Source organism: Pantoea sp. V106_11 (assembly GCF_029967885.1).
Classification (GTDB): Bacteria; Pseudomonadota; Gammaproteobacteria; order Enterobacterales; family Enterobacteriaceae; genus Pantoea; species Pantoea ananatis.
Genome location: NZ_JASCAK010000023.1, coordinates 53,900 through 70,121, shown reverse-complemented (window position 1 = coordinate 70,121; position 16,222 = coordinate 53,900). Strand labels below are relative to the sequence as shown.

The 16,222-nt window shown below is 52.2% G+C and carries 14 protein-coding genes and 1 riboswitch; of the genes, 9 read left to right on the top strand and 5 right to left on the bottom strand.

Going from position 1 to position 16,222, the window contains the following annotated elements; all coding sequences use genetic code 11:
- Window positions 1-36: 36 nt before the first annotated feature.
- From QLG08_RS06360 to QLG08_RS06350, 3 genes are all read right to left on the bottom strand, one after another.
- On the bottom strand, window positions 37-1,008 hold the full coding sequence (locus tag QLG08_RS06360) for a ParB family protein (protein WP_013028021.1): 972 nt from the start codon (window positions 1,006-1,008) through the stop codon (window positions 37-39).
- Between the two features lie 7 nt (window positions 1,009-1,015).
- Entirely contained in the window at window positions 1,016-2,215 is a 1,200-nt protein-coding gene (locus tag QLG08_RS06355) for an AAA family ATPase (RefSeq protein ID WP_105088754.1), read from the bottom strand.
- Between the two features lie 1,871 nt (window positions 2,216-4,086).
- Window positions 4,087-5,016, bottom strand: a complete 930-nt coding sequence (locus QLG08_RS06350) for a RepB family plasmid replication initiator protein (RefSeq protein ID WP_013028019.1) — start codon at window positions 5,014-5,016, stop codon at window positions 4,087-4,089.
- Window positions 5,017-5,495: 479 nt separating this feature from the next.
- Between QLG08_RS06350 and QLG08_RS06345 the strand changes: the two genes are divergently transcribed.
- Complete coding sequence (locus tag QLG08_RS06345) at window positions 5,496-6,866, top strand: aldehyde dehydrogenase family protein (protein WP_282472850.1); 1,371 nt, start codon at window positions 5,496-5,498, stop codon at window positions 6,864-6,866.
- Window positions 6,867-7,007: 141 nt separating this feature from the next.
- Here QLG08_RS06345 and zigA read toward each other — a convergent pair whose 3' ends face one another.
- Window positions 7,008-8,240, bottom strand: a complete 1,233-nt coding sequence (gene zigA, locus QLG08_RS06340; protein ID WP_014333273.1) for a zinc metallochaperone GTPase ZigA — start codon at window positions 8,238-8,240, stop codon at window positions 7,008-7,010.
- Window positions 8,241-8,457: 217 nt separating this feature from the next.
- Between zigA and QLG08_RS06335 the strand changes: the two genes are divergently transcribed.
- Genes QLG08_RS06335 through QLG08_RS06320 form a run of 4 tightly spaced genes read left to right on the top strand, consistent with a single transcriptional unit; the run spans window position 8,458 to window position 13,125 of the window.
- Complete coding sequence (locus tag QLG08_RS06335) at window positions 8,458-9,984, top strand: ABC transporter substrate-binding protein (RefSeq protein ID WP_282472849.1); 1,527 nt, start codon at window positions 8,458-8,460, stop codon at window positions 9,982-9,984.
- Complete coding sequence (locus QLG08_RS06330) at window positions 9,984-10,919, top strand: ABC transporter permease (protein ID WP_282472874.1); 936 nt, start codon at window positions 9,984-9,986, stop codon at window positions 10,917-10,919. The genes QLG08_RS06335 and QLG08_RS06330 overlap by 1 nt, the downstream gene beginning before the upstream one ends.
- Window positions 10,916-11,695, top strand: a complete 780-nt coding sequence (locus QLG08_RS06325; RefSeq protein ID WP_024471494.1) for an ABC transporter permease — start codon at window positions 10,916-10,918, stop codon at window positions 11,693-11,695. Before QLG08_RS06330 ends, QLG08_RS06325 begins: the two co-directional genes overlap by 4 nt.
- A complete protein-coding gene (locus tag QLG08_RS06320) occupies window positions 11,692-13,125 on the top strand; it encodes an ATP-binding cassette domain-containing protein (RefSeq protein WP_282472848.1) in 1,434 nt (477 codons plus the stop codon). The genes QLG08_RS06325 and QLG08_RS06320 overlap by 4 nt, the downstream gene beginning before the upstream one ends.
- Window positions 13,126-13,147: 22 nt before the next feature.
- Here the strand turns inward: QLG08_RS06320 and QLG08_RS06315 are convergent, their stop codons facing one another.
- On the bottom strand, window positions 13,148-13,696 hold the full coding sequence (locus tag QLG08_RS06315; protein ID WP_210523885.1) for an XRE family transcriptional regulator: 549 nt from the start codon (window positions 13,694-13,696) through the stop codon (window positions 13,148-13,150).
- Between the two features lie 94 nt (window positions 13,697-13,790).
- Here QLG08_RS06315 and QLG08_RS06310 point away from each other — a divergent pair, with 94 nt between their 5' ends.
- The 4 genes from QLG08_RS06310 (at window position 13,791) to thiS (ending at window position 16,222) form a co-directional block, all read left to right on the top strand.
- Complete coding sequence (locus QLG08_RS06310; RefSeq protein WP_282472847.1) at window positions 13,791-14,462, top strand: AzlC family ABC transporter permease; 672 nt, start codon at window positions 13,791-13,793, stop codon at window positions 14,460-14,462.
- Window positions 14,459-14,779: an AzlD domain-containing protein gene (locus tag QLG08_RS06305; protein ID WP_013028010.1), complete on the top strand. Its 321-nt coding sequence runs from the start codon at window positions 14,459-14,461 to the stop codon at window positions 14,777-14,779. Before QLG08_RS06310 ends, QLG08_RS06305 begins: the two co-directional genes overlap by 4 nt.
- A 58-nt stretch (window positions 14,780-14,837) precedes the next feature.
- A riboswitch (TPP riboswitch) is annotated at window positions 14,838-14,957 on the top strand.
- Between the two features lie 138 nt (window positions 14,958-15,095).
- Window positions 15,096-16,028, top strand: a complete 933-nt coding sequence (locus QLG08_RS06300) for an FAD-dependent oxidoreductase (protein WP_013028009.1) — start codon at window positions 15,096-15,098, stop codon at window positions 16,026-16,028.
- The gene (gene thiS, locus QLG08_RS06295; RefSeq protein ID WP_014598218.1) at window positions 16,025-16,222 is read left to right on the top strand and encodes a sulfur carrier protein ThiS; all 198 of its coding nucleotides are present in this window, start codon (window positions 16,025-16,027) and stop codon (window positions 16,220-16,222) included. Before QLG08_RS06300 ends, thiS begins: the two co-directional genes overlap by 4 nt.

Sequence of the window (16,222 nt, the reverse complement as noted above, 5' to 3'; positions counted from 1 at the left end):
AAAACCAGACAATCAGTTTGCCTGGTTTGATATGTTTCATCGGGTCATATACTTCTTTAATGTCTCAGCAATGACCTTATCAAGCTCGTCCTGGAGTTCTTTCGACTGGCGGTTAAACTCATAGCTAAACATTCTTCCTCGCGTTTTTTTGCGCGCAAATCGATCCTTATCAGCAAAGGACCAGAGAGCCACCGCTGTGGTTTTATCTTTCTCAGGTTCTTTAACAAGCGTCTGGCTACCCTGACGAATCAACCTCAGAATCGTGTTTTTTAACTCGTCCTCAGCCAAACCATCACGAGCCCTGACAACATCGATTTCAGCCGAGATAGCGTTTATCAATGCCTCGACGGTTTGCCCGGTCTCACTCAGTTTATCCGCAGCCTGAAGCAAGGCTTTATAATCAGGATAAGTCAGCTCTGACTGATTAGGAAAAAGAGAGATCAAATCAGCGGGAACGCTGGCAGCTTGTAAAGCACGGGTGACCTTGGCTTGCGACAGGCCCTGATTTTCAGCAATCTCTTTTTGGGATAAGCCGCCGTCTTTGAGCGCCAGTAATCGCATCCCGACTTCACGCAAATTATGCTCACGAGCCGTCTGAATATCCTGCGCAAGCCTGCGTGCCTCATCCGGAGTGATGACCGCATCGGTCACAAGAATATCCAGACCGGTTTTACAATAAAGTGCTGCCGCGCGACGTCGTGAGCCGTCCAGTATCTCTATACGTTCGCCCTGCATCACACCAATGGCAGGGAAAAACTGCTGAAGCTTAATCGTGCGGATAATATCCCGCAGTGAGTCAGGCGTAAGACCAGACTGATCGCGACCATTCGTTTCCATGGTCACAAAGGTTTTGCTTTCTATCTCATTCGCAGGAATGTGTTCAAAACGGAATACGGCACGTTTTCCTGTGGCAAGAACAAACGTCTGCGAAGGGTTATCAGAGAGTTTTTCTGTGTTTAACGGTGTCTGGCTGAAGGTTCTGCCGATCGTTATTCTTTTCGCACTCATAAAAACCTCAGTTCAGGCGGATAAATTCAATGCGGTCAAAAACCGCTTTAGCGAAGTCTTCGGCGGCAGAACGAGCGTTTTTCAGCGCCTCACTGCTACCTACATAGGTTGACGGGTTAGCCGATATAACCGTGTCAAACGACTCACCGCAACGCTCAAAACCATCCAGACGGGGCAGGGTTGCGTCCAGCATGTCGCCGCCGAAAATTTCTTTAGCAAGGCTGTGGCAAAGTTTATGGTCTGCTTTGTTAGAGAGCTTTGACATAAACCCGATATTGCCCTGGAGACGGCATACGGCTCCCGACTCTTCAATAATGCCAATCAGCTCTGGTAAACGAGTCAGGTATTTGAGGGTAGAGTGGAAATCAACCTGTGCCGGTGGGACTGGAGTCATCAGGAGATCGGATGCGGCGATCGCATTCTTTAAAAATGCATCCAGATGTGGGCCACTGTCGATGAAGATGAAGTCGTAATCTTTTTTAAGCTTAGACACGACATTATCATATAACACCGAATGAATGTTTTGCCCTGGCAAATGAGTGGCACACAGATGATCCCAACTTGATGCAATAAATGCGTCATCTATTGATGCAGGTAATACGTCCACACCAGGAATAATGGATGAAACGATAAATTCACTTACCAGCTCATCCCGTGTGACGTTTTGTAGCATCGCCTGAGCGGCAGTCGCCTCCACGAGCCCGACAGAACGCTCGTGATTCAAAAACATCGTGGCAGAAGACTGTGGGTCGAGATCAATCACAAGGATGCGCAGGTCTTCATATAAAAGGTGAGGGTGAGCCCGAAGAGCGTGAGCCAGAGAAACAGTAGAAACCGTCTTGGAAACGCCACCTTTAAGATTTCCCACAAATAAGGTAAAGGCTTCAGTGTGACGATCGCGATATTTCGGCACGCCGCGATGATGATAGATATCAATAATGTTCTGAATGGACATGGCGTACTTCACCGAGCTACCGGCGGCGCGCTTATCGAACTGATAACCACTCTCTTCCATTTCGTTTACGGCATAATCAACGCTGGCGCGGGTCAGTTTTGGCAGTTTAGCCAGAGCCGCCTTGGCATAAATTTGGTAGTAGCTGTTTTCCTGCAACTCAAGCTTTTGTGCCTGAATTTGTTCAGTAAGGCTCAATAACATGCGTTCGGAACGCTGAGCAACTTTCATGACCTGACTATCATCATTAGCCATACTTACTCCAAATGTGTAGGATTTATGAATTTATACCTAAATCCTGCACACAAGGCAACAAGTTATCATATCAACGCAATACTGTGTTAAATGTAGGACTCCTGATTTCTGTGACTTTGTTCGCACAATTCACTGTGATGAGCGGGACACATCTTGAGCTCGCGCACTTGAAATACCGCCAATTCATCTTTACAGCCTTAACCTTGACGCTTGATCCAGCACACGATAAAGCTGACAAATTCTATCCCCTGTAAAAGCTGGTAAGAAAAGGCATCAATAACAGTGTCGAACGTTCACTGTAATCAGTGAATGAATGCATTCGAATTTTTGCAGACCTGAAGGAGGTCAATTCAGTTCCAATACGTGTTAACCGTAAGCAGGAGGGCCAGGCCAATATGCTGATTTAAGCGCATGTCTGGAGCACAGATTCATGCCGGTTGGCAGCGGTAAGATCGCTAAACTGAAAGATTCACTATAGTCAGCAAAAGATTCACTGTAATCAGTAACGAGGGATGGGTGCATCCTGAGTTCAGGCCGATGTGTGGCCCTGCATGTGAAGCCGGTAGACAAAAGGGTACTGAGTTGAACGGACTGGCAACTGGCAACTGGCAACTGGCAACTGGCAACTGGCAACTGGCAACTGGCAACTGGCAACTGGCAGGGTGACATATCCCGTTTTTCAACGAAAGAAAAGGGGAGTCATTTCACAGGGCGCCAACAGAGGATTCACTATAATCAGCAAGTGCAGCGCTCAGTATATTCACTGTAATCAGTAAAAGTTATGGGTAACTTTAGGCATTCACTGTAGTCAGTAACCTTCCGCTTTCATTTTGATGGCCCCTTTACGAGGAGTCATCAGGCTGGCCTTTCCCACAGCCAGACTCTAACTTAAACGCAGAACGGCTATGGGACTGAGTTTCAAACATTCACTGTAATCAGTAAATACACATCCAGCCAAACACCTCATACGGGGTTGAATGCTAAACAACTCAATCTACTTCCACCAGCCCCAGCATGGTCAGAGCATTCACTGTAATCAGTATACTTAGTAAGTCCTGACCCGCGGGTCAGTGACCAGAATCAGGCCACGTCTCATCATGGGCGGGCTTACGGGTGAGAGGGGATTCACTGTAGTCAGTAAAACATTCACTGTAATCAGTAAAAGAAGGAAAGGAATTCGGTTGGCTGCAAACGGAACCTGGCCGCGTCAGATGGGATGTTCACTATAATCAGCAAACGTGATTTTCATTTAACCTGCCAGTATCTCAACATTCACTGTAATGAGCTAAGTGTTCACTGTAGTCAGCTGACTTCGTGACAAATGCTGAAGCTTCATCCCAAACGGCACACATCATTCACTGTAATCAGCACTGGCTTAACCCTGTCACTTTTTTTTAAGCGGAAAAGCACCCAATTGGAACAGGAAAGGCAGGGCAAATAGCCAGCAAAACAGAGGTAAAAAAAGACACTATTAAACAATGGGTTAACTCTAACATTCACTGTATTCTGTAAATAACAAAGCTCAGTAAATTCACTATAAACAGTATGACGACGCGGAGGTCTGGTTTCGAGCCGACATTCACTGTAATCAGTAAAAGCGGTTTAAACGCATGGAGAGAGGTGTTCTAAAAAAGGTTAGTAAGTGCAAGCTAACTTATAAATTATTGATAAGTTTGCACTTAAAAAAATGGACCGCGAAAGTAGATATGTGAACCAGTCCACTTTTACTGATTACAGTGAACACTACTGATTACAGTGAATGGCCAGCCAACTGCCTGGAGAATTAAGACGAAAATGATAGGCATACGTGTCACTTTTTGGCAAAAGTGACACTGCAACGCGAGGAGTACTGATTACAGTGAACGTTGGGATCAGTCTTCAAAATCGATGTCATCGAGCGTATCGATTCCTTCCAGGTTACTGATTCCATCGAGTTTCGGTGTTCTGCTGTGAATGATGAAAAATACGGAGCGGCCTCGTTTGACTTCAGAGTAATCAAGGTAGCCAATCTCTTTAAGCTGTTCCATCGCGCGTCGTACCACGTGATTCTGCGTGGTAATCTTTGAGCCAAGATTGAGCCGCATACGTAAGCGGGCAAGAGAAATGGGCGCAGGGTTGGTCGGCAGGCTCTCCAGGAACGTATAAAGCGCCTGAGCCGATTCTTTACGCTTAAGGCGGGAGATAGCCCTCAGCTGCAGTAAAACCTTGTGGTCGAAGTTATACAGCTCAAAGAGCTTGGGATCAGCCTGTATGCGGACAATGTCTTTTTCACGATCGTAATAAGCTGACTGTACCAGATGCGTATGATAGGCCTTACCGTTACCTTCAAAAGAGAGAGTGTTCGTCGCAATACGGCGTAACGAAGCGTCGAGTCGCTTACGCAATGCGGCAGAGGAGTTGGCGGAGGGAATACCGCACATCTTCACGAAATCAATAAAAGGCAGGGTTACCGTATCACCCTGTGTAGGGTAACGGGAAAAAGACTGAATAATACCGGCCCAGGTCTTAAAGTCATTATCCATATCCAGTCTGGCACCGGTGATGGTAATCTTTTCATAGCCTTCCGCTTTAACCAGAGAGAGGTTTTTAAGCTCTTTGGTGGCATCGGTTGAAGCCATAGCACCAGAAATGCCCCGCGCTGTGGATTTAAGCGTGGGAACAAAGAGTCCCAGACGCATTAAGGCCACGGGCTGAACGGTATTATTTTTGTTGGGATGAAGCTGAATAACTTCACCACTGTTTTTGGTCACAGACAGAAAAGGCTCTAGTAACGCTTTGTTTTCACTATCTTTATCTGCCATTGGATAAGATCTTCATTCTGTGGATGAAAAGGATCGTTTTCTGATTACAGTGAACATTAGCACTGATTATAGTGAACATTCTACTGTGTATAGTGAATAAAGTACTGATTACAGTGAATACTTTACTGATTACAGTGAATGCAAACCCCCTCTCAGCCCTTGTGTGGTGCGGCCTGCGACGATCGGGGATCTCTTTGGATCTATAAGGGATCTCTTTATGATCGTTATATAGGAACTATTCACTGTATAAGTGGATAACTTGCCTGAAACACATATGGCATTCACGTTATTCAGCCGTCTGTCCGGATCCGTTCTGCCAAAATAGTAACGCGCTGCTCGTGGTGTTCGCCTGAGCGAAACCTGCCGTGACAAAGCGATCACTTCATTTTTTATAAACAACTTGCTCAGCATTATTCATTTTTCATCAGCATTATCCCGGCGTATGGTGACAACATCACTTACTGAAAAGGATCGAAACCATGACTGACTTTGCCGTGTCACGTAATCCAACCACGGGCGACATTCTTGCCAGCTATCCCATGCAGAACACAGCTGAACTGGAACAGGCATTAAGCACCAGCGCGGCCGCGTTTAAAAAATGGCGAAAAAGCAGCATGGCATCACGCGTAACGGTGCTTCGCCAGCTCGGTCATCAGCTTCGTGAACGCGAGCCTGAACTGACACGCATGATTACCCTCGAGATGGGTAAACCCGTGGCGCAGGCGAGAGCGGAGATCCTGAAATGCGCCAATCTGTGTGACTGGTATGCAGAATTTGGACCTGCGATGCTGGAAGACCAGCCATCACAGGTACCTGATGCGTGGCAGTCCTTTCGCCCAATAGGCGTGATACTGGCCGTCATGCCGTGGAATTTCCCCTTCTGGCAGGTTCTGCGCGGCGCCGTAGGCATGCTGCTGGCGGGTAACACCTATCTGCTTAAACACGCGCCCAACGTCATGGGAAGCGCAACGCTGATGGCTGAGTTATTTGATGCAACCGACCTGCCAAAGGGCGGTTTTAATCTGATTAACGTTGATAACGAAGGTGTCTCAACCGCTATCAAAGATGATCGTATTGCTGCAGTCGCAGTAACAGGCAGTGTTCGGGCTGGTGCAGCGATCGCAGCACAGGCGGGCGCAGCGTTGAAAAAGACCGTGCTGGAACTGGGCGGATCAGATCCTTTCATCGTGCTGGCTGATGCAGACCTCGATGAAGCGATAAAATCTGCGGTGACAGGCCGTTATCAGAATACCGGACAGGTCTGTATGGCGGCTAAACGGTTCATCATTGAGGCATCCATCGCAGAGGCATTTGAGGCCCGTTTTGTAGAGGCTGTCAAAGCGCTTAAAATCGGCGATCCTTTGAATGAGGACACCTATATCGGCCCAATGGCCCGCGCCGATCTGCGTGATGAGCTGGATCAGCAGGTACAAGCCAGCCTGCGTGAGGGTGCCCGGTTGGTGTTAGGCGGTGAGAAAATAGCAGGGCAGGGCAACTATTACGCCCCCACCATCCTTTCAGACGTCACCAGCGAAATGACCGCCTTCCGGCAAGAGCTGTTTGGTCCGGTAGCGGCGATTGCCGTGGCCCGGGATGCGGAGCACGCTCTGGAAATCGCTAATAACAGCGAGTTTGGGCTGAGCGCGACCGTCTGGACAGGCGATGAGCATATGGCTGCCCGGATGAGTGAAGAGCTGGAAGTGGGCGCTGTGTTTATTAATGGCAATGGCGCTTCAGATCCGCGCGTCACCATTGGTGGTGTGAAAAAGAGTGGCTATGGCCGCGAACTGTCACATTTTGGTGTGCATGAGTTCTGTAATGTGCAGACGATTTGGAAAAACCGTCGGTAATCCACGTTCTGGCTTCTGGCGACAACAACAATAAAACAGGCGCATGACAATGCGCCTGTTTCTTATCACTTTCAGCCTTCATGCATAACAGACAAACGGGTTTTCTATTGCGAGTCAGAGGATGCACTCAGGATATAACGATCAGGAATCAGCATCACCAAACCAGCCCGGCATGGGATCCGGAAGCGTTACCCAGTATTCGGGGCCCTGAGCCATTTCCAGCGGCGTTAACAGCGCAGCGTCAAGCGCGCTGCGCACCTGATCTTCATCCATTTCAATGCCGATAAAAACCAGTTCCTGTCGGGCATCGCCAATCCCATCCAGCCAGTTCTCAGCAATAAAATTCAGAGACTCGCTGTCTCTGGGCCATTTGTCCCGCGGAATGCTGGCCCACCAGCTCCCGGCATAACCATGCTGTGCGACCGCGCCGGCCTGTGACCACATCGCCGCATATTCCGGACGGCTGGCCAGCCAGAAATAGCCTTTCGAGCGAATGACGCCATCAAGCTGATGGTTAACAGCATGCCAGAAACGTTCTGGATGAAAAGGGCGCCTGGCACGGTAAACAAAACTGCGAATACCATACTCTTCTGTTTCAGGCTGATGCTCGCCGCGCAGCTCTTTCAGCCAACCCGGTGCCTGTGCAGCCTGATCAAAGTCAAACAGACCGGTATCCAGTACCTGATCAAGGGGAACGTTACCAAAGTGGCTGGTGATGATACGCGCTCGTGGATTCAGCGAATGTAACATCGCTTTAAGCGTCCGTTGCTCATCCTCCGTGATGAGGTCAGTCTTATTAACCACCAGCACATCACAGAATTCGATTTGATCGACCAGAAGATCGACGACAGATCGTTCATCTTCTGCCCCAAGAGATTCTCCTCGTGCCTGAAGCGAGTCGACCGAACGGTAATCCTGAAGAAAGTTATACCCATCTACGACGGTGACCATGGTATCTAACCGCGCAATAGTGGATAAACTCTCCCCGTCCTCATCGGCGAAGGTGAAGGTTTCTGCAACCGGAAGCGGCTCAGAGATGCCGGTTGATTCTATGACAAGATGATCAAAGCGGCCTTCCTGCGCCAGCCGTTTGACCTCCAGTAACAGGTCTTCACGAAGGGTGCAGCATATGCAGCCATTGCTCATTTCCACCAGCTTTTCATCGGTACGAGAGAGTTCAGCTCCGCCATTACGCACCAACGCCGCATCAATGTTGACTTCAGACATATCGTTAACAATCACTGCAATGCGTCGACCCTCGCGATTATTAAGAATGTGATTTAGCAGTGTCGTTTTACCTGCGCCGAGAAATCCTGACAGTACAGAAACAGGCAAGCGGGGATCGGATGAGTCCGGTAAGGAATGAAGCGCCATGAGAGATCCTTAAAATCAGTGTCATTTAATATGTTATAACATAACAAAATGGCGGTGATTTTCAACACTGTTTGTCAGGAATAGCAAAACACAGGATCGTGAAACTGCTGAGTGACTATCCCGTTTTCGACTCGACATGTTCAGATGGGTTTTGCTTTGGTTTGATATGTTATAACATAATATTTCTGGGTAACATTATGTGGTTAAAAGACATATTATGAAACAACTTAAGCACCTTCTTCACAGCACGCTTGCGTGCCTGTTATTTGCCTCCTTGAGTGCCGGTTCTGCCGAAACAAAACCGGTCCGTATTGCCGCCCCATTTGAAATTAAGGGTGCCGATCCCGCTCTTTCGGGTGATATTTTACTCCGCATGGATGTGGTGGAAACGCTGGTGGAGACGGATGCTAAAGGAGCCCCTGTTCCAGCGCTGGCTGAGAGCTGGCAGGCTTCTCCGGATGGTCTGCAATGGCGCTTTACACTGCGTCCAGGCGCCCATTTTCACGACGGTTCCCCTGTTACTGCTGAAAGCGTGGTGAAATCACTTAACATCGCCCGCGGTAAGCCGGGCTTGCTGGATAAGGCACCGATAACGTCGATTGTGGGTGAAGATCGACAGGTCACCATCACACTCAGTGAACCTTTTACACCGCTACTGGCGGTGCTGGCAGAAAGTCGTTCACAAATTCTGGCGCTGGCATCATGGGATAGCACGAACGCTGTCACGCGGATCATTGGCAGCGGTCCGTTTCAGCTGGTGAGTTTCCAGCCGCCTCAGGCGCTGAGCGTAAAGAGATTTGAGGGTTACTGGGGGAAAAAACCGGCCATCGCTGGCGCTGAATTTTTATCTGCGGGACGCGCTGAAACACGCGCACTGCTGGCTGAAAGCGGAGACGCCGATTATGTTTTTAACCTTGATGCCGCCAGTCGGCAGCGCCTGTCACATAAAAAATCTCTGCAGCTGCTTACCGTTTCCGTTCCACGAACGGTGATGCTCAAACTGAATCTGGCACATCCCTTTCTCAGCGACCACACCACGCGCGAGGCGTTAAGCCTGGCGATTAACCGGAGTGCGCTTGCTAATGCGGTTTTGCGCTATCCGGGGGCGGCGACACAGATGTTCCCGCCTTCGATGGCCGAGTGGCACAATCCGGCATTGCCCACGCTGGATTACTCACCACAGCGTGCAACAGCATTGCTTACGCAGTCAGGCTGGCAAGCCGGTCAGGATGGGATATTGATCCGTAATGGACAGCGTTTTACGCTCACGCTGCTGACCTATCCGGACCGTCCTGAATTGCCGCTCATTGCGATGGTGATCCAACAGCAGCTGCGTCAGATCGGAATCGATGTCGTCATTAATTCAACTAACTCCAGTGAAATCCCCGCTCGTCATCACGACGGGAGCCTGCAGATGGCGCTGTTCGCCCGTAATTTTGCTTTAACGCCCGATCCCACCGGTACGCTGCTTCAGGATTATGGCCCTCAAGGCGGTGACTGGGGAGCAATGAACTGGCACGACAAGGCCTTTAACGAGGCGCTCGGTACGCTATCGCAGAGTCATGATCCTGCGGTGCGACAAAAGGCCAGAGAGGTCATTACTACGGCTTTCCAGCGCGATTTGCCGGTTATTCCCATCGCCTGGTATCAGCAGTCAGCGGCAGTTAATGCCAGCCTCACCTCGGTCACGCTGGATCCGTTTGAACGCCATTTTGGCCTGCGTGATATGCAATGGGTGAAATGATGCTTAAACAACTCAGCTGGCGCCTTTGCCAGGCCGCCTTCGTCATTCTCGCGGTCGGGATCTTAACGTTTGTTCTGGTACAGGCATTACCGGGTGATATGGCCTGGCGTATCGCATCGGGACGTTATGGTTATGATAGGGTCGATCTGGCAGCGGTAGCCCAGGTAAAACAGCAACTGGCGGATATGACCGCCCAGGGAAGTGCGCTGGGGCCGTGGATGTGGGATCTGCTGCGCTTCAACTTTGGCCGTTCACTGGTATCGGGTGAGCCTGTCAGTGGCGAACTGGTCTGGCAATTGAAACAAACGTTCGCCCTTGCCGGCTTTTCTCTGTTACTGACCCTGCTGCTGATTATTCCACTCGGGATTTGGGCAGGCTGTCATCCCGGCCGTTTCCTGGACCGGGCCATTAACGGCGCTGCCGCCATTCTCAAATCGGTTCCGCATTTTGCTCTTGGCCTGCTGCTTATCGTTTTGTTTGCGCTGCGTCTGGACTGGCTGCCCAGTGCCGGGCAGGGGAACTGGCGACATTTCATCCTGCCGTCAGTGACGCTGGCGCTGCCGCTAAGTGCCGTGGGCGCTCGGGTCGTACGTGAGGCGACATTCCAGGCTGTAACGGCCAGCTGGTATCGCTGGGGGGCACAAAAGGGTCTCTCTCAACCGCGTCTTTTCTGGCGTCACGCCCTGCGTAATCTCAGCGTTTCGGTCGTGACCTGGCTCGGCATGCAGTTCGTCTGGCTGGTGGAAGGCGTGGTGGTGGTGGAAACGCTGTTTGCCTGGCCAGGCATTGGCCATGCGCTGGTCCATGCGATTTTTGCCCGGGACGTGCCCGTGATACAGGCCAGCGCAATGGTACTGGGGCTGACGTTTGTCACCCTGAACATGCTGGTCGATGGTTTGTGCTATGTGTTGGATCCAAGGGGGAAACGCATATGACCTTTCGTCAAAAAACAGGTCTGGCAATTATTCTGGCGTTGCTCGCGTTTGCCTGGCTGGTGCCGCTATTCGGGGCTGGGGATCCTGTGCAGCAGGACCTGTTGCAGATGTTACAGCTTCCCTCTGGGCAGGCCTGGTTGGGCTATGACCATCTTGGCCGCTCAATGCTGGCCCGGTTAAGTGCGGCACTCAGGTTATCACTGGGCCTGGCAGCGATATGCGTTATCACGGCACTGATAATGGGCACGCTGGCGGGGATCATGAGTGCCTGGCGCGGCGGTTGGGTGGACAAGGTGTGCAACGCATTAGCGGATATGTGCCTTGCGCTTCCCGGTCTGCTGCTGGTGCTGTTGTTAGCGGCTATCTCACCTGACTCGCCAGAAATGTTGTGGCTGGGGATTTCACTGGTGCTGTGGGTCGAGTTTTTCCGCGTGACGCGAGCCACCCTGCGACCCGTTGTTATGTCTCCCGCCGTCCAGTCCTCTTCACTGCTTGGTTTCTCGATACGCTATCTGTTTCGCAGACACTTATGGCCAGCCATGGCGCCCTTGTTGCTGACGTTAACGGTCTATGCGTTTAGCAGTGCCGTTATGGCGGTGTCCGCATTGGGATTCATCAGCGTGGGGGTTCGCCCTCCGACACCAGAACTGGGGCTGATGATGACAGAACTTTTTCCCTATGCCTGGGAAGCGCCCTGGCTTCTACTCCAGCCCGTGCTGGTGCTTTTTTTGTTACTGACTGGCATGAATTTATTAGTGAATAAGGATCGGATATGACGGGCATAGTAATTAAACAGGTCGCCGTTTACGCCGAAGATTGCATCGTCGAGCCCGTGAGCATGGTCATTCAGCCGGGCAAACCCATGACGCTGGTGGGCGAAACCGGATCGGGAAAAAGTCTGTTCGCCCAGGCCATCATGGGGGCGTTACCAGAAGGACTCCGTGCCACAGGCACGGTTGAGATTGACGGACAACGTTATGATCTCCAAACCGATCTGGCCCGTCTTCGCGCTCAGTGGGGGCATCGCATCGCGTCTTTGCCCCAGGAACCCGGGCTGGCGCTCGATCCAACAATGCGTGTCAGCGCTCAGGTCGCGGAAGGTTACCGGTACGTGCGGGGCTTAGCCAGGAGGGATGCACAACAGGCCGCGGCACAGGCACTCGACCAACTGGGGCTTGCGCACGCCTCTGCGCGTTTTCCCTGGCAGCTTTCAGGGGGAATGGCCCAGCGGGTTTGCTTCGCGGCTGCTCGCGCGGGGGGCGCGACGCTGCTGATTGCAGACGAGCCGACTAAAGGGCTGGACGTCGCGCGGCGGGATGAAATGGGTAACCTGTTAAATACGGCGGTGGCTCAGGGTGAAACCTTGCTGACGATCACGCACGACATTGCACTGGCCCGGCAGTTAGGTGGTGAGGTCATGGTGATGCATAAAGGCAAAGTCGTTGAGCAGGGCAGCGCCGGGCAGGTGTTATACCGTCCACAAGCGCCTTACACCCAACTGCTGTTGGCGGCCGATCCTGAGGCCTGGGCGCCAGGCTCGCGAGTACCCTGTGATGAAACCATCGTGTTACAGACAGAGGGCCTTTCTCTGAAACGGTCAGGGAAGCAACTGTTTCACAATGCCTCGCTAATCTTCCGGGCTGGCGAAATCGTGGGGCTTTACGGCGAAAGCGGCTGCGGTAAAAGTAGCCTGGGGGATACGCTATGCGGTTTGATAACGCCCGATGCGGGCAAGGTCGTGCGTCCAGGGGCTGCCAGTAGGTTACGTTACCAAAAACTTTATCAGGATCCCTCAGCCATCTTTCCACCTGACATCGCGATGGTCAGAGTTATCGATGATGTGCTGCGGCTGCACCACGCCACGGTGAAACGACGTGATGAACTGATGGCACAACTGGGATTAGCGTACGCGTTGCTGAACCGTCCGGCTTCAGGTTTGTCAGGCGGCGAGCTTCAGCGCTTTTCACTGCTCAGGGTGATGTTACTGGACCCTGTGTTTTTATTCGCGGATGAGCCGACGTCGCGCCTGGATCCTGTCGTTCAGCAGCAGACGCTGGCGTTGATTAGCGAACTGGCCACACAGCAACGCTGCGCCATTTTGCTGGTCAGCCACGATCTCGCCTTACTGGAGAAAAGCGCGCATCGTGTTATCTCACTGGCTTCCCTCAGCCAGAGCGCCGCAATAGCCCAGGAAGTCTGTGTTTAACCGAAGGCAGGGAAACCTGCCTTCACACATGCTCCATGACCAGCACAGCCAGCGTATCTGGCTCAAGCGCACGAAAAATATGCTCAGTGTCGCCCGGGTAGCTGATGTAATCGCCTACCTCAAGCTCAACGGGTGAATCAACCGGCCCAACCTCTGCGCGCCCTTGCGTCAAAATTAAATGTTCGATGGTATTCGGTGAATGCGGCTGTGAGCAGCGTTCGCTGCCGGGCTGTATGTGCAGCAGATAGATATCCCGTCGTGCGCCCGGTGGACAGGTTGCCAGTAAGACGGCTTTGTAATCAGCCTGCTCAGCAGCCACCGTGGGGCCTTCTCCGCGGCGAATAACCTGTAACCGGTTCGTTTCCGGCTCCATCAGGCGTGCAAATGGAATATTGAGCGCGACACACAGCGACCACAACGTCTCAATACCCGGATTGCCGTTACCGGCTTCAAGCTGAGACAGGGTCGATTTTGCAATCCCCGCCCGGCGAGCAACTTCAGCCAGCGTCAGGCCGACACGCTGGCGTTCTCTTACTAAACCTCGGGCAATGATATCAATGGGCGTGCTCATCACTTTTCCTGTTCGTTAAAATGAACGTATCGTTCGTCTTGTAATACATATCCGATGTTCATTATAATGGATTTATCGTTCGTTATGGGATTCGATGTTGATGCTGGCAAAAAAATTCACGCTGGATAAAGGCGTTATAAAAGCAATTTTTCTGGTCTGTATCGCAGATGGCATTGTCGGCCTGTCTTACGGGTCGCTCGCCACTGCTGATGGCTTTCCGTTTTGGGTACCGCTGGCGTTATCAACGCTGGTGCTGGCTGGCGCATCGGAATTCTTATTTATTGGCATCGTTGCCGGCGGTGGCAGTCCGTTAACCGCGGCGGCGGCAGGTTTGCTGGTCAACGCCCGCCATCTTCCCTTTGGCATTGCGGTTAAAGACTTAGTGGGCAGAAGCTGGCAGGGGGCGCTCGGCTGTCACATTATGAACGATGAAAGTGTGGTGTTCGGCATCTCTCAGCCGCAGCTGGCTCAACGCCGCAGTGCGTATTGGCTGTGCGGCATCGGTATCGGATTGATCTGGCCGTTCACCGTCATGCTCGGGGCCGCGATTGGCCAGTTTATCCCGAATATTTCCGTTATCGGTCTGGATGCGGTTTTTCCCGCCATTCTTATCGCACTCATCTTCCCGGCGTTACGCAAACCCCGAACCCGCATTCCTGCGGCTACCGGCGCCGTGCTGTCGCTGGCGGTCACGCCATTTGTTCCAGCAGGGATGCCTGTTCTGTTTTCGTTGTTAGGGCTGCTTACGTGGAGATCGCGTAAATGAATCATCCGATGATAATTGCAGGCATTGCCTTGCTGGCTGCCGGAACCTATGCCATTCGTTATGCGGGCGTCAAACTGGGTAACCGGTTGCCTGTCAGTGAGCGCACGCAAAATGTGTTATCCGATGCGGCCACGGTACTGTTACTGGCCGTTGCAGCCACCACCACGTTGTTCGAAGGTCAGCATTTTGCCGGGATGGCAAGGCTGCTGGGCGTGTCGTTTGCCATTTTTCTCGCCTGGCGCAGGGCGCCGCTGATCGTCATCATTTTGGGCGCAGCCTGTATGACCGCTCTGCTGCGTTACCTGAATGTGCCTTAGTCGCTAACGACAAATTGCTGCATCAGCCTTGACGTAAGGCGCGGCTTAAAATAAAACTAGAACCCGTCAGGGGAGTCTCGCCAAAGAGACTGAGAGGCTAATAGCGCAGTGCGCGGCTTAGCGACCCTTAGAACCTGACCCAGTTGATACTGGCGTAGGAAGACGGGTATCTTTGCCCCAGGCAGATACTTGCCGCAGAGTCTGCTTTTGCCGGGCTCATGCTTTTTCCCTTCTTGTATCACGGGTCTCTGACTGTTAACAGAGAGGCCAAAGTGAAAATCCTGTTTCTGATGTTACCCTGTCAGGTTGGCTGGCAATGAGCCGCTGGTCAGTGCTCGGCAGTGGCGTGTCCGGACTGTGTATCGCCACGCTACTGGCGGAGCAGGGTGAACCTGTCGAAATCATTACCTTACCGGACTGCCGCGCGGCATCGCACTGGGCTGGCGGTATGCTGGCCCCCTGGTGCGAAGCGGAAAGTGCGCCACAGCAGGTCGTTGACTGGGGTCAGTATGCTGCGGCATGGTGGTCGGCCCGGGTCAGCGGCGTGGAACAGCAGGGTACCCTGGTGATTGCGCCTCCTCGCGACAGTGCTGAGTTAACGCGTTTCGCTAACATGACCTCATCACATCAGTGGGTGACGCCGGCAGAGATTGAACCTGCGCTGGAAGACCGTTTTGCCCGTGGCTTGTTCTTTGCCGCAGAAGGTCATCTTGATCCCCGGCTGGCAATGCAACAATTACAAACGCGTTTACTGAATGCGGGTGTCCGGTTTCACCCGGGTAAACCCAGCGGGAAAATTATCGATTGCCGGGGTATTCATGCCCGGCAATCCCAACCGGAATTGCGTGCCGTGCGCGGTGAAATGGTTATTCTCCACACCGACGAAATAACGTTTTCCCGTCCTGTTCGCCTGCTGCACCCGCGTTTTCCCTGTTATCTGGTGCCCAGGGCTCAGGGGCATTTTATGCTGGGCGCGACCATGGTCGAAAGCCAGGATGACAGCCCAATCAGCGCGCGCGCTATGATGGAACTGTTAAGCGCAGCCTACAGCATCCATCCCGCCCTCGCCGAAGCACGCATTATTGAAAGCGGCACAGGTTTGCGTCCGGCTTACCGCCACAATCTGCCCGAAGTGCGTTATGAAAATGGCATTTTTTCCATTAACGGCATGTACCGTCACGGCTTCCTGCTGGCCCCGATGATGGCCGAGAAGCTTATGCAACAACTGACGTCCGAGGGAGTGCGATGAAAATAGAACTGAACGGCATTGCTATTGAAACCGAAGCCCGCACGCTGGCTGAATTACTCGTGGAACAACATATCGATGCTGGCTGTGTCGCCAGTGCCGTGAACGGCGAATTTGTTCCCCGGGAGCGCTATTCCTCAGAGCCGCTTGTGGCGGGTTGTCGTCTTGAAGTGTTATCGCCGATGCAGGGAGGCTAA

Bases quoted from the DNA above. Each gene is read 5' to 3' on its own strand.
- QLG08_RS06360 (WP_013028021.1), bottom strand. From the start codon at position 1,008: ATGAGTGCGAAAAGAATAACGATCGGCAGAACCTTCAGCCAGACACCG.
- QLG08_RS06355 (WP_105088754.1), bottom strand. From the start codon at position 2,215: ATGGCTAATGATGATAGTCAGGTCATGAAAGTTGCTCAGCGTTCCGAA.
- QLG08_RS06350 (WP_013028019.1), bottom strand. From the start codon at position 5,016: ATGGCAGATAAAGATAGTGAAAACAAAGCGTTACTAGAGCCTTTTCTG.
- QLG08_RS06345 (WP_282472850.1), top strand. From the start codon at position 5,496: ATGACTGACTTTGCCGTGTCACGTAATCCAACCACGGGCGACATTCTT.
- zigA (WP_014333273.1), bottom strand. From the start codon at position 8,240: ATGGCGCTTCATTCCTTACCGGACTCATCCGATCCCCGCTTGCCTGTT.
- QLG08_RS06335 (WP_282472849.1), top strand. From the start codon at position 8,458: ATGAAACAACTTAAGCACCTTCTTCACAGCACGCTTGCGTGCCTGTTA.
- QLG08_RS06330 (WP_282472874.1), top strand. From the start codon at position 9,984: ATGCTTAAACAACTCAGCTGGCGCCTTTGCCAGGCCGCCTTCGTCATT.
- QLG08_RS06325 (WP_024471494.1), top strand. From the start codon at position 10,916: ATGACCTTTCGTCAAAAAACAGGTCTGGCAATTATTCTGGCGTTGCTC.
- QLG08_RS06320 (WP_282472848.1), top strand. From the start codon at position 11,692: ATGACGGGCATAGTAATTAAACAGGTCGCCGTTTACGCCGAAGATTGC.
- QLG08_RS06315 (WP_210523885.1), bottom strand. From the start codon at position 13,696: ATGAGCACGCCCATTGATATCATTGCCCGAGGTTTAGTAAGAGAACGC.
- QLG08_RS06310 (WP_282472847.1), top strand. From the start codon at position 13,791: ATGTTGATGCTGGCAAAAAAATTCACGCTGGATAAAGGCGTTATAAAA.
- QLG08_RS06305 (WP_013028010.1), top strand. From the start codon at position 14,459: ATGAATCATCCGATGATAATTGCAGGCATTGCCTTGCTGGCTGCCGGA.
- QLG08_RS06300 (WP_013028009.1), top strand. From the start codon at position 15,096: ATGAGCCGCTGGTCAGTGCTCGGCAGTGGCGTGTCCGGACTGTGTATC.
- thiS (WP_014598218.1), top strand. From the start codon at position 16,025: ATGAAAATAGAACTGAACGGCATTGCTATTGAAACCGAAGCCCGCACG.